The sequence below is a fragment of the Rubrivivax soli genome (assembly GCF_049810355.1).
Classification (GTDB): domain Bacteria; phylum Pseudomonadota; class Gammaproteobacteria; order Burkholderiales; family Burkholderiaceae_C; genus Rubrivivax.
Genome location: NZ_CP187368.1, coordinates 3,396,922 through 3,410,095, shown reverse-complemented (window position 1 = coordinate 3,410,095; position 13,174 = coordinate 3,396,922). Strand labels below are relative to the sequence as shown.

The 13,174-nt window shown below is 62.8% G+C and carries 8 protein-coding genes; 6 read left to right on the top strand and 2 right to left on the bottom strand.

Translation table 11 applies throughout. The features are described from left to right. The first annotated feature begins 3 nt into the window (after positions 1-3). The 3 genes from ACPOLB_RS15530 (at position 4) to ACPOLB_RS15520 (ending at position 3,970) form a co-directional block, all read left to right on the top strand. Positions 4-339: a hypothetical protein gene (locus ACPOLB_RS15530; RefSeq protein WP_425256910.1), complete on the top strand. Its 336-nt coding sequence runs from the start codon at positions 4-6 to the stop codon at positions 337-339. Between the two features lie 41 nt (positions 340-380). Next, positions 381-1,640 (top strand): diguanylate cyclase domain-containing protein, encoded by a 1,260-nt coding sequence (locus tag ACPOLB_RS15525; RefSeq protein ID WP_425256909.1) that lies wholly within the window; start codon positions 381-383, stop codon positions 1,638-1,640. Between the two features lie 353 nt (positions 1,641-1,993). Then, complete coding sequence (locus ACPOLB_RS15520) at positions 1,994-3,970, top strand: hypothetical protein (protein ID WP_425256908.1); 1,977 nt, start codon at positions 1,994-1,996, stop codon at positions 3,968-3,970. Positions 3,971-4,025: 55 nt separating this feature from the next. Here ACPOLB_RS15520 and ACPOLB_RS15515 read toward each other — a convergent pair whose 3' ends face one another. Together ACPOLB_RS15515 and fic are read right to left on the bottom strand one after the other, a co-directional pair. Then, positions 4,026-4,979, bottom strand: a complete 954-nt coding sequence (locus ACPOLB_RS15515; RefSeq protein ID WP_425256907.1) for a hypothetical protein — start codon at positions 4,977-4,979, stop codon at positions 4,026-4,028. A 368-nt stretch (positions 4,980-5,347) separates the two neighbouring features. Further along, complete coding sequence (fic, locus tag ACPOLB_RS15510; protein ID WP_425256906.1) at positions 5,348-6,442, bottom strand: protein adenylyltransferase Fic; 1,095 nt, start codon at positions 6,440-6,442, stop codon at positions 5,348-5,350. A 228-nt stretch (positions 6,443-6,670) separates the two neighbouring features. On the opposite strand from fic, the gene ACPOLB_RS15505 reads away from it, so the two are divergent. The 3 genes from ACPOLB_RS15505 to ACPOLB_RS15495 are packed head-to-tail and all read left to right on the top strand — an operon-like array spanning position 6,671 to position 13,166. After that, positions 6,671-8,935: a hypothetical protein gene (locus tag ACPOLB_RS15505; RefSeq protein ID WP_425256905.1), complete on the top strand. Its 2,265-nt coding sequence runs from the start codon at positions 6,671-6,673 to the stop codon at positions 8,933-8,935. Between the two features lie 60 nt (positions 8,936-8,995). Further along, positions 8,996-10,651 (top strand): hypothetical protein, encoded by a 1,656-nt coding sequence (locus tag ACPOLB_RS15500; protein ID WP_425256903.1) that lies wholly within the window; start codon positions 8,996-8,998, stop codon positions 10,649-10,651. After that, positions 10,644-13,166: a hypothetical protein gene (locus ACPOLB_RS15495; protein ID WP_425256902.1), complete on the top strand. Its 2,523-nt coding sequence runs from the start codon at positions 10,644-10,646 to the stop codon at positions 13,164-13,166. The genes ACPOLB_RS15500 and ACPOLB_RS15495 overlap by 8 nt, the downstream gene beginning before the upstream one ends. Positions 13,167-13,174 lie beyond the last annotated feature (8 nt).

The following is a 13,174-nucleotide window of genomic DNA, read 5'->3' as shown; positions in this document are numbered from 1 at the left end:
GCCATGCCTGCGCGCCTGCCCAAGCACCGCTACCACGTGTACGTGGTGGAACTCGACGACCGCGTCTGGAACGCACCGCGCTTCCGCCGCGCCAACCCCGACCACGTGCTCGGCAAGCCCTGCGTCTACGTCGGCATGACCGGCCTCGACCCCGACCTGCGCTTCGACAAGCACAAGGCCGGCATCCAGGCCAACCGCTACGTCTTCGACCACGGCCTGCGCCTGCTGCCGGCGCTGTACGCGGTCTACAACCCCATGCCCTACGAGGCCGCGCGCGAGATGGAGGTGGAACTGGCGATTGCGCTGCGGGAGGAGGGGTATGGGGTGTGGCAGGGGTGAGGGGGCGGGCGGCGACGTCTCGGGGATTCGGGAGGCCATGAATGCACGGATTCGGCGGCGCCGTTCTGCCACGCGCGCATTCGAAGGCGTCACCGGCGGATCACAATGGCCGCATGCGCATGGGTTTGAAGCACGCACTTCCGCACTCTGGATTCCAAGCGAAGCTCAGAAGGACCCTGCAGCTCTGGACAGCGCGCGGCCCTGTGCTGTCCGAACAGTCGTCAGACCCCCTCACCGGCTTCCTGCGCCGGGACGGTTTCGTCGATGCACTGGGAGCCGCGCGACAGGCAGGGATCCGCGGCGTCGTGGCGTTGATCGACCTCGACAACTTCAAGCAAGTCAACGACGCCTGGGGCCACGGCATGGGCGACCACGTGCTCCAGGAAGCCGCGCGCCGCATCGCTTCCTCCTTCCGCGCCGCCAGCGCACTGTTGTCGCGTTGGGGTGGGGATGAGTTCCTGGTGTTCCTTCCGATGGACACCGAGCGCGCGACCGCGCTGCTCCAGGACTGCATGGACGCCGTCCGACGCCCGATGCATCTTGACGGCATGCCGGCGGGCGCGCACATCCATGTCACATTGTCGGCGGGCCTCGCGGCGCTTCCCGAGCGCGGACCGGTGGACAACGTCTTGCGGTCGGTCGATGCGGCGATGTTCGCGGCCAAGACCAGCGGGCGCGACAAGGTGCTCTGCTTCGACGAGGATGTGGGGTCCGTCATCGGCAGGCGGCGTGAGCTGGCCGCGGCGTTGAGCATCCTGCAGGACCGAAACCGAGAGCTGACGAGGCTGGTGGAGACCGACGCTCTGACCGGCCTGCGCAACCGCCACGCGCTCAACCAGGTTCTTCCCATCGAGGTCGGCGGGGAGACCGGGGGCTGGAAGCAATGCAGCGTGGCGTTTCTGGACATCGACCACTTCGGCGACTACAACCATCTGCACGGAGACAGCCAGGGCGACGATGTCCTGCGGAAGGTCGCTGACACGATCTCCCAGGCAGCTCGGCAATCGGACTTCGTCTTCCGCAAGGGGGGTGAGGAACTGGTGGTTGTTCTGCCGGAGACAAGCCTGGACGCGGCGAGAGGTGTGGCCGAGCGGATGCGCGAGGCGGTGCTCGGGCTGGGCATCCAGCACCAGGGCTCGAAGGTCGCGCCCGTCGTGTCCGTGACCGTTGGCGTTGCGTCCGCCGGCAACGTGGGACGGGTATCGGTGCAGCAGTTGATGGAACGCGCCAGCGAACTGGCGATGCAGGCGAAGGTCGCCGACAGGCGCAACGCGGTCCATCACTGCAACTGGCAAGACTGAGGGTGCAGGCGTGGCCGCTGGCGGCCAGTCGTCTCTTCCTGCTGGACTCTTCCGCCTGCTGCAAGCAGACGTAGGACGCCAGATTAGTTGCTCTGGCGCGGACCGCCAGACAACAACTTAGCCACGCCCGCGCCATAGCGTAGGCCGACGGTGAACATGAGTTGTTGCGACTGGACTATGGGCCCGCCAAAGTTGTTGCGCACTGGCAGTCATCCTAGCAGTTGACTCCCGTGGCTCACTGGGTGAGCCATGGTGGCGCTAACCTTTGGGACATGGGTCCTCAATCCAACACTGTCCTTGGATCACCACCGCGCTCGGCGCAGGACGCCCAAGAGGCCCTGGACAGCCTCGTCATGACGTGGGCACACGACATTGAGACGGGCGAGCCCGTCTACATCATGGAACTGGGGCCTGATCGAAACGGAATCAGGTGCAGATGCGAGTGCCGAAGCTGCGGCCACCCGTTGATGGCTGTGAACGCCGGCAAGGCGGAGGGCACGTACTTCCAGAAGCCGCACTTCAAGCATCGCTCAGGTGTCGTCAAGGACTCGTGCCTAGTACTCGCTGCGAGGGCCGCCGCGCTGCGCCTGTTGACAGAGGACGGCATGATCGACTTGCCCTCACGTACCCGATCAGCAACCTGGGAAGGGTTGAGTGGTTCTCAGTACGAGGGGAAGGCTGCAATCCAGGCTCAACGGCGACGGCTTTCAGGTTTCCAGTTTCGGGACCGAACCAGCGCCGTCTTGACCTTGGATGGCGGCCAACAGGTGGTGGTCCGGCTAACCGGGACGAACTTCACAGCAGAGCGGTCAAGCGCAGGGGACTCCGACGAGCGGGCCACGATCTATATAGACATCGACGACCCCCGCCTGGCAGGTCTTTCCCCTGAAGAACTGAGGTCGCGCCTGAAGCTCCTGCCCGAGCCCTTTGGCTGGCACTGCCATTGGGAAGATCAGGTCCTCGATCTGGAGGCGGCTTCAGACGCCCGGGCGCTCGCAAGAGAGATGCTCGATTGGCCAGATGGCATCACCGACCAAGACCTAGAAGCCGTTCCACCGGAGCTTCGCAGAGAGACGCTGCTTCACCTGACCGTGAAGGAAATCTTGGCGGCCTCTGGATACGTCGAAGTACCCGCTCTTGAGATCCACGAAGTTGCTGGAAGCGGAGAGACTCAGGCATCTGCCAAGGCTGTTCTGGTCAGGCAGCAGTCGCTCTCACTGAGCAACCCCCGCCTCGAACATCGCCTCGGCAAGGTCATCCCGGATGTTTGCGCGGACGCCATGGACGAAGAAGGCGGCAGCGTTGGTCTGCTTTGCATTGAAGTGACCGTTACCCATGGCTTCGACTCTGAACGACTCGGTCGGCTGAGGACGGCAAACCTGCTCACCCTAGAAGTCGACCTCAGCGAGGCCTATGGACGCATCAGCCGCGTGGACTTGGCCAAGCTTGTGGTCGATGGCCTCACTGGAAAGCGCTGGCTTCATCATCCCGGTCTGCTTGCGCGACAAGAGGAGCTTCGGGCGGCCGCTGTCGCAGCATCCGAGGCGAAGGTCAAGGAACTGCGGGAGGCATGGCGCACTGACCCTGAGCCCGCCGCCGCCCGCGCCATCCGGAGTCCAGGATTCGAAAGACCTGACTTGTCTGCCCTGCGAGCGAACCTCCCGTCACCTGACGAGGATCTAGCGCACTGCCGGACCACGTTGAGGGCCTGGAAGTCGGGGTGGACACCCAGCGAGGATCTTTTGGATGGCTTGCTCTCGCTCCGGCATGGCCTCGGCATTGGTCGACACCATGGCCTAACGGCAGGACAGGTCGCGCATAAGCTCAGGTGCACCATCGACACCCGCTTGCATTGCTTGGTCTTGATCGCTTTGAACGCCTACGGCGTAGACGAAGCGGATCGGGGTATCGTCGATGACTGGGCAACAGCCACAAGAGAGAAGGTCCGGGCGAAAGAGCCGATGTGGCGACCTCCTACTGGAGCGCTATCCCTGCTCAAGGATTTGCTCCCCGAACTGTCGGCCGCTGTGGAAAAAATGTTGAGCTTCTTCCGCAGACCGACACTAGATGTCCGATGGACTTCGGGTGAGCCGACAGCTGGTCATCTGAGCAGAGCCACTGCGATTCGACGGCACCTGTACCAAGACGGTGCCTACAGGCTCTACGCACCTCGAATCGACTATGACCGCGTGCTTTCTGAGGCTCGCAGTGCGCGCTCTCAACAGCGGAACATCGCCGAGCTGCTTGCCAAGTGGTCAAAGGAATATGCGCTTGGCGATGACCTCAAGCCGATCCTCGACGTCTTGCTGGCGGCCGGGCTCATTGCCTGATGCGGAGGTCAGGCTTGCTCAGCGTCGCCTAGGCCGAGCACGTCCTGGCTGATGCCTAAGGGTGGCGCTCGTCTGGGCTCCTCCAGAGTAGCAACGCACCGAGAGCATCGTGCTCGCCGATTAGCTCCCGCGCCAGCGTGATCCTCGCCCGGGCGCGATCTCGTTCCTCGGGCTTCAGACTCTCGGCTGTGGCCTTAGCCTCGTTTAGAAACGCCTGGATCCGCCGTACCTCGCCCCAGGCATCAATCGCCTGCAGCAACTCCTTCCGCGCCTCCTCTCTCGCTCGAACGCGTCGGGCGCGCTCCTCCTTCTCCTCTCGCTGTCGACGCTCTTCCTCCCACTGGCGACGTCGGATCTCGGCTTGACGTTCGCCCTCCTCAACCAACTGCGCGATCTCTCCGGCAGCGGCGGTTAGCTCGGTGACGATCTTGGCGAACTGGTTCGTCAGTTTCTTGTCCCCGCTCTCCCGCCACTGCTTCTTCCAACTGGCTAGGCCGTAGGGACTGAAAGCCTGTAGACAGAAGCGTCCAGTTGCATAGTCCCGTTTCGTGGTCCACGAGTGGATCGCGGAGTAGCGTCGTCGTTTTTCGACCGGCAAGTCTGCAACGGGGATGTACTTGCCGTTGACGTACTGGACCTCGATCTCCTCGGTCGTCTCGAACAAGGTCAGGCCTATGGCGACGGTGCCGACATACACGAACGTTGGTCGCTGTGGAGACCAGAGGTTGGCGTGGTGGTAGCCCTGGCGCGGTACTTCTCGCTCATCGACTTCGCATCGCGTGTAGTAGCGATCGGTCGGTGCAAGAACGACTCTGTGCCCCGCCAACTCCAGGTGCTGGAACAGCTGGTTCGCAACATCCAGCGCCGTGTCCAAGTTTTTTTCCGACACGACAAGATCAGGCAGCAGGCGCTTGGATGGTTTCAGAAAGCCTGCGTCGCTCGTCCTTCCCTTGAGGAAGAGGTCTCGGACGTCTGTGACGAGAGGGTGCCGCTTTAGGGTTTCGCTCACGGGCGGCTTCCGAAACCGCGGCACAGTTGTCGGCGGCCTGGGAAGGGGACGGGAAACGACGTCCGGTTCATGGCCGCGGTTCCAGACTAGTTTGTCGTCCGGGCGTGCTTCGGGCAAAGGAGGCTGCGGCTCTGCCTTCCCAAACTCAAGCTTTGCCCAATAGCCACGCGGCGGCCGCGGCACGCTCATCAGCGTGCAAATCCTGGCAAGGAAACTAGACGAGACGCCGTGTCGCTCGGCTACGCGGAGCATGGGTTCGCGCCATACCTGCTCATAGAGGTCTTCGCGGGTGACCTGCTGGGGTGCGGCGCGGGCAGACGGCTTTGGGCTTGGTTCATCCATCCGCGCAGTGTCGACGCGCCGTTCGCTCAGTCCCGCTTCAGGAGTTCAATGAAGGCGGGGTTGAGGAAGATCTTCTCGCGTCCGATCTTGTGCTCGCGGAGGATGCCAATGGTCGCGAGTTGCTTCAGGTAGACGCTCGCGGTCTGGCGCTTGGCCAGGCCCGCCTCCACGACGTGCGTGATCCGGCAGTACGGCCGCACGAACACCAGTTCTGCCAGCTCGCGTGAGTAGATCTGGCTGGCGTCTCGCCGCATCCGTTCAGTGGTTTCCTCGAGCAGACCACGGACGGCCAGGATCTTGTTCATGGTCCAGCGTGCCGTCTCCGTCACGCCGCTCAGCATGTAGAGGAGCCAAGGCTCCCAAGACCCGGTCTCGGTGACGGACTGCAGGCCGCTGTAGTAGTCGGCCTTGTTCCTGAGGATGTGGCGGCTCAGGTAGAGCACGGGGATGTCGAGCAAGCCCTGCTCGACGAGGTAGAGCAGATTGATGACCCGTCCCGTCCGGCCATTGCCGTCAGTGAACGGATGGATCGCCTCGAACTGGTAGTGGCCGGCTGCCATGCGCACGAGTGGGTCGATCTCTGCGGTGCCGGGCAGGGTCCCGTGCATCCACTGCTCCCAGTTCGCCAGCTTCTCGCGCAACAGGCCTTCACCCTCTGGCGGGGTATAGATGACTTGCCGGGTTCTGTCGTTGCTGAGCGTGGTGCCGGGCGTCCTTCGGATGTCCATGTCGACACCCTTGATCGCACGGCAGATCTGCACGGCCGTGTTCGTCGACAAGGGGCGCGTCTTCAGCGCCTGGTATCCCTCCCACAGCGCAGTCCGATAGCGCAGCGCCTCCTTGGTTGCTGGGTCTGCCTCGCCTTCGCTGACTCCATCGAAGAGGAACATCTGATCCGTGGTGGTCACGATGTTCTCGATCTCGCTGCTGGCCTGGGCTTCCAGCAGAGGGATGGAGTTGATCAGCACCCCCTGGTTCGGGATGAGTTGGCCCGCGGCTTTCAGCTCAGCGACGGCGGCGCGGGCGGCAATGCAGGCCTTGAGAACGGCGCGCGACTCGACGTCTGCTCCCGGCGGAAGCAGAGGGAGCTCGTTGTAGGGCTTGGAGGGGTCGAATGCCATATGTCGATCAGAGAGCCCGGGATCGACTCATCTCTAGAGACTTGTTCGAGCAATCGACATGATGCCAGAACGTGTCGAACGGAAGCGACTTCATCGACACGAAAGCTCGACATGTCGATGGCAAACGTTGTTCCGCGTTGTTCCAAATCGCTTGACAACGACCAACACCACCCCTACATTCCGGTACAACGTGGTACACGGTACAACGCGGAACAACAGGAGTGCTCCATGACCTACGTCGCTTCCAAGTCCCCCACCAAGGATCGCCCAGGCTTCAGCATCAGCTTTCGACACCCGTGCCGAAGCGACAGCAAGGGCAAGCCTGGCCTGAAAGTCCGGCGCGGCCTGGGTACCACCGATCCGACCGAAGCGGACCAACTGGTCGCCCAGATGAACCAGCTGCTTGCCGACGAGAGCTGGTGGAACGCCAGCCGCTACCAAGATGCTCTCCTGACGTTCGATCGCCGGATCGTCGACGCCTTCTTCGACGGTCTCCAGGCCGCGGTTGCCAGTCCGAAGGGACTGCGAGACAGCTTCATTCCTCTTCCGACCCGCGAGGGAGGCTACGCACGGGTTCTCTTCGTGGGCACCACTGGGGCAGGCAAGACCTCGCTCCTGCGCCACCTCATCGGCTCGAACCCTGATCGAGATCGGTTTCCATCGACGTCCACCGCAAAGACGACCGTCTCCGACATCGAGGTCATTCCCACTGAGGGATCGTTCAAAGCGGCGGTCACCTTCTTTTCAGAGCACGCGATCCGGGCCAACGTTGAAGACTGTGTGCTCGCCGCCGGCACGGCCGTCTGGGACGACATGCCTGACGACAAAGTCGCGGACAAGCTTCTGCATCACGCCGATCAGCGATTCCGACTCAGCTACGTCCTCGGGGCCTGGACCGACACCAAGGACGCCGTCGACGACGATGACTGGGACTTCGGCGGCGCAGCACCCCAGCAAGCCAACCTTGCCACCGACGACCGGGAGGCAGTTCCGGCGGAAGACGCCATCAAGCTGCAAGCAAAGCTGCGCGGCTACGTCGGCCGCATTCGCACCATCGCCAACGACCGGGCCAAAGCAATCAAGGACGAGCTACTGCCCGACCCTTCGACCGCTCAAGCCGAAGACCTGCAGGCCGCACTCGAGATCTTCCAGGGCGAACTACTCGACGACGATGCCTTCCGTGACCTCGTCCTTGACATCATGGACGATGTACAGCTGCGCTTCGAGCGACTCGACGTTGGAGAACTGACCCGTCGCGGCAAGACGTCGTCCTGGCCGGTTCTGTGGACGTACGAGAGTACAGATCGGGACGAGTTCCTGCGACAGGTCCGTTGGTTCTCGAGCAACTACGCACCGGCGTTCGGTCGACTCCTCACGCCGCTGGTCGACGGCATCCGCGTGCAGGGACCGCTCTACCCCGTCTTCACGGACAGGCAAGCCAAGGTTGTCTATCTCGACGGGCAGGGCTTGGGGCACACGCCCGACTCGTCGAGCAGCGTGACCACTCACGTGACCGAAAAGTTCGCTGAAGTCGACACGATCCTCCTGGTCGACAACGCCGAGCAGCCGATTCAGGCCGCGGCACAAGCAGTGCTTCGCGCAGTAGCCGCCAGCGGCAACTACGGCAAGCTTGCCATCGCGTTCACCCACTTTGACCAGGTCAAGGGGCTGAATCTGCCGGGCTTCGCAGCCAAGCGATCACATGTGCTGGCGTCCGTCTTCAACTACCTTGCGCGCCTGCGAGAGATCCTGAACGGCCCGATCGTTACCGCCATGGAGCGAACGATCGACAGTCAGTGCTTCATGCTGGGGGCACTCGACGAGGCGTCTGAGAAGCTGCCGCCAGGCGTGCGCGGACAGCTCGGCCTGCTCCTGGACCAGTTCGAGAAGTCAGTCGCGCCGCCGCCGCTTCCGGACGCCAAGCCATCGTACGACCCAGCAGGACTGGGGTTCGCGGTGCAACGAGCAGCGGAGAGTTTCCAGAAAGTGTGGGCGTTCAGGCTCGGGTTCGCGCACAGCTTCGAGGTCGGCTCCGAGCACTGGACGCGGGTGAAGGCTCTCAATCGACGCATCGCCAACGAGATCGACGTCGAGTACGACTCTCTGCGTCCCGTCGCCGATTTCGTAGGCCGGATCACCGAAGAGGTCTCCAACTTCCTCGACCATCCGGTGAAGTGGACACGCACGCCCAACGACGATACCGAGGCGCAGGAAGCCATCGCCCCGATCCGCCAAGCCGTATTCCGTGAGTTGCACAGTCTCGCCATGGAGCGTCTGCTCCAGGAGCATCTCAGCGACTGGCGCCAAGGCCTTGAGCACAAGGGCAAGGGATCTGCAACACGACGTGCCATCGACATCCGTGGCATCTATGAGCAAGCAGCCCCTGTCCCTGGGACCGTCAACAGCGCACCGGCACTCAACTTCATGAAAGCCGTGCGAGAGATCGTACGCACGGCGATCCAAGAGCAGGGCGGGGAGATGCGAAGCGAGTAGGGCGCTGAGCAGCATCAGTCGAGCAAACAACGCAGCCTAGGCAGACCATAGGGAGGCAACATGCAGGTGAAGACAGGGTGGGTTCGCCCGCCCCACGCGATTGGCGGACTGGATCACCTGGGCACGCAGGCACCCTGTGTGCTGATCTACTCGCAGCTACTCCCGGGCATCACGAACGTCACGGACAGGGCTCGCTACTACTCGTTCTATCCGTGGGTCGTCTGGTCCTTCGACAAGCGATTCCCCAACGCGTCCGCGGACACATTACGGGAGTTCTACCGCCGCGCAGACTGCCTCTTCTCACTCATCGCTGAACGGCACTCACGTCAAACCGATCACGACCATGAGCTTCACGGGGCGGCCATGGTCGGTCGAGTGCAGCTGGTGCCCGCCCTCGATCGGCTCGAGAAGGGCCAAGAGCTGCGCCTATCGGACTACACGGGAAGCGCCCCTGGGCGCCGCTACTTTCTGAACCCCTTCGGTGGCCTGGGGCAGTACTACGCCGGTGCGCTGAGCCAGCTTGAGTTGATGGACCCCTCCTCAAAGCCGTGGATGAAGTACACGGTAGAGCGAGGGCAACCGCTGGCGGAGGCTATCGAGGTGGCCACTCCCGCAAGCTACTTCTGGGACGTTCTCGAACGCGACGTCGTCACGCTCGGCGACCTGGACCATCTTGCGGGGTTCTGCGCATGCAGCATCCGCCACAACCCGATTGAGCAACAGCGGCTCCACGACATCTTCTTCGATCGAAAGTCCGAGTTTGCAGAACTGGGCCTTCAGCGACGGAAGACCCTGGCTCTCCTGCTCCACCTCTCCAGGGAGCTTCACAAGACCGGAGGACATGACCTCACGGAAGCGCGCTTTCGCGCAGCTGTCTATGCAGGAACGCTTCCAGGACAGCACTCTTACCTCATCCCGCCGACGCTGCGCTCTACCAAAGACGCCTGGGCCCTGTATCAGCGCAACGACCTGCTCTCCGTCACGATGCAGAGCGTCTTCGCGATCTGCCTGGAGCAGTTGCTCGGCTCTGGCGCGCATGACGACATCGATGGCAGTTCGGTTGAGCGATTCGCGCAATCTCTTGCTCGCTCCAGCCTTGTTGGCGAGGCGTGTTCACGACTTGATGCGCCCTCGCTGGCCACCCTCGTGCACAAGCTGTCGCGCGATGGCGTCTCGATCAGCGACTGGGAGCACCCCGATCACGAGATCGCGACGGCACAAAGACTGGCAGCTGGCGTTGAGAGACACACGCCACGGGACGAACTCCTTTCCGATGCCTTGAGGGTCATCGCACTTCTCTATGTGCGAGACGACCTCACCGCCCGCGCCTACGGAAATCTGCCCATCACGGACGACGCCCTGGAGGACTACCCCATCAACCTAGCGAGCTTCCGCGCTCGATACGGACGCTGGCAGGACTGCCCACTGCCAGAGCTGTTCGCTGACCTCTTCGCATGGCTGATGAACACCCACTTGCGCGTCGCCCTCCGCAAGCTCCGCCAGACAACCCACTCAACCTTTCGCTTCCGCCCCACCGAGCGCGGCCTCCAGGTCGTCGACGATGTGCCTCCGCCAGCACCGACTACGCCACGCTTTCGCCAGGCCGTGCAGGTTCTGCGCGACGTCGGGGCGTTGGATCGAGACCGAGGCCTACCCGGCAAGCCCACGATCCCGTCGCCCGACGGAACGCGTCTGATGGAGGAGATCCTTGGCTGATTCCAACGAAGTCTCCATCCTCGATGTCATCAAGCGAGGTGGCTTCGAGGCGTCTCTGATCACGACCTTCAACGCCACGCTGCCGTTCTACGAAGAAGTTGTGCTTCGGCGGCTGATCGCAGCGGGCGTCCGCTACAACGTCGTGCTGATGGACGCGGCCCAGTGCGCGCAGTCCTGGACCAGCGAAGCTGCCCGCCCTCGCCTCGCCGGCCACGGCTACACACTCGTTCCGATGCGGGCATCCGGGGCCTTTCACCCAAAAGTCTGCCTACTGCTGGGGCCGAAGAAGGCCGCGATGCTTGTCGGGAGCCACAACTTGACGCTCTCTGGATTCGGCTTCAACCGGGAAGTGACCAACTGGATTGAGGTCGAGGGCCCGAAAGACATCGAAGGCGTTGCGGCTCTTGCCGATGCCTGGACACTCGTCGACGGGTGGTTAGAGCAGCAGCGCGAGTGGTTGCCAGATGCGGTCAGGGAATCTGCCCTTGCACTCGCCAACTTCGTGCGCCCCATGACACAAGGCAGCCGGGGGATCGCCCACTCCGGAATTGTTGGTCAAGCAGCTGATGGGCCTTCGCTCTGGGAGCAGCTGTTGTCCCGAGCCCCGCGCAACCCGAACCGCATATCAGTGGTGGGCGCCTTCTTCGATGCGCGCTTCGAGTTCCTTCGACGGCTTGAAGGGCAGTGGCCGAACGCAGAGATCGTCGTGGCCATCGATCCCCAAACTGTCCAGATCGGACACCAGGTAGCCGGATTGCGAGCTCGCTTTGTCAGAGCATCATCGATCTGGCCAGACACTGAGTCCTCGTATCTGCACGCCAAGGCGATCTACTTCGAGAGTCCTGAAGAACCAACGCTGGTGTCCGGCAGTGCGAACCCAAGCTCGCCTGCTTGGTTCAACTCAGGCGGATCAGGCAACGTAGAGGCAGTGATGATCCGAAGCGGCTCTGAGGCTCTCGCAGCTGCAGCTGCCATGGGCATCTCTGAGTGCTTTCGAGGCGATCCGATTGACGCCGAGACGCTGTCCCAAGCGGTAGAGCGCACGCGCAGCGAACTGGCGAAGCAAGAGCCGCCTGTGGCCTCCGTCTGCATGGGTGTCGCAGACCCCGCGGACGACCTCGTCTGGCTTCAGCCGCCAACCGGCCGTCGGTTCGTCTCTGCACTGGCGTTCGGCCCGGATGCTTCTCACGCCCAGCCCGCAGTCCTTCGTCAGCATGGCGACAACCGAGTTTCCCTGACGATCGACGGATCTCTACCAACCATTCGGTCCGCGCTCCTGAAGTCGGCAGATGGCGGGGCTGATCTTCGTGTGCTCGTCCACCACCCTTCGGTCCTTGCTGGGCTGAGCCAAACCAAGAAGCAGGCTGCTATCCGAGAGGCGCTCGGTTGTCTGGGATCCGACGATGGCGATGTTGCTCGCCTCATCGCCGCTGTCGAGCGCGTCATCTTTTCGGAGGACGTCGAGCGCGACATACAGACTACTGGCGGCACGCGCGCTGCTGACTCCGGTCAGAAGGACTCACCGGAGCGGCCAGGAAGCCTCGCTGTGCATGTGGCGGACATGTCCAAGCAGCGAAAGAAGCTGCGCCTGCTCAAAGCCGGAGATCTTGCCTACCTGATCGATGTACTGATTCGACGACTGGGCCTAGACCTTCAAGATCAGCCCAAGTCCGGCGATCGAGTCGAACGAACGGAAGAGGAGCAAGTGGGTCAAGACGATGAGGCACCGCAGCCCCTCCCCTCAATCGGGTCAGGCATCGAGACCGCGCAGATCGCAAAGGTCGTCTCTACCCGGGCTCGTACCCTTATACGTCGCATGGTTGCGCAGCTGAAGCTTGCATCGAAAGATGAGCGTAGAGCACCCAGCGCAATCGTTCAGCTCGTCGCCGTTCTGGGCGTCGTCCGGGAGCTCCGGCGCTTGAGGAACGCCGAACGGTGGAGAGGAATGCCAAGCCTGGTCGAAGAGCGAGACCGCCGTCTACTCCTCAAGGAGGCGATGGCAGCGCTCTTCGGACATCGCTCGATGCTCTTGCCCAAGCTTGCTCAACGGGCAGAGGGCGAGATCGACGAAATTGGCCACCTTCGCTCCTTGTTGCTATGGCTCGCATGGGATTTGGGTGAGGAGCTCACCGATCACATCGGCGCGCTCCAGGAACGAGAGGTCCGGGAGCGCCAGATCAGTGCAAACGCCACCCTCCTCGAACTCCTGCCCCAGGTGGTCAGCCGGGACGATGAGATCGCAGAGCTTGAACGGAGCCTCTTGATGACCGCTATGCCGACCGGTGAGGAAGGCGCTCGACTGGCTCGGTGGCTCGAGCGCCACCTCGGTATCGGTCGACAGGTTGCCTCGATGTCCAGCGAAGCTAGGAGTATTCGGCTCGGCAATCTGGCGCCGGTCCCCAAGTCCAACCCACCACGTCACCGGGTCGTCTGCAGCCTGAACGCTTCGGAGATTTCCTTCTGGGAGTTCGACGCAGAAAGAACCTTCAGTCGCCAACTGGTAGGGCTTGGATAGTCGTTCTC

Coding starts and splice junctions, on each gene's coding strand:
- ACPOLB_RS15500 (WP_425256903.1), top strand. CDS start 8,996: ATGCAGGTGAAGACAGGGTGGGTTCGCCCGCCCCACGCGATTGGCGGA.
- ACPOLB_RS15530 (WP_425256910.1), top strand. CDS start 4: ATGCCTGCGCGCCTGCCCAAGCACCGCTACCACGTGTACGTGGTGGAA.
- ACPOLB_RS15525 (WP_425256909.1), top strand. CDS start 381: ATGCACGGATTCGGCGGCGCCGTTCTGCCACGCGCGCATTCGAAGGCG.
- ACPOLB_RS15520 (WP_425256908.1), top strand. CDS start 1,994: ATGACGTGGGCACACGACATTGAGACGGGCGAGCCCGTCTACATCATG.
- fic (WP_425256906.1), bottom strand. CDS start 6,442: ATGGCATTCGACCCCTCCAAGCCCTACAACGAGCTCCCTCTGCTTCCG.
- ACPOLB_RS15505 (WP_425256905.1), top strand. CDS start 6,671: ATGACCTACGTCGCTTCCAAGTCCCCCACCAAGGATCGCCCAGGCTTC.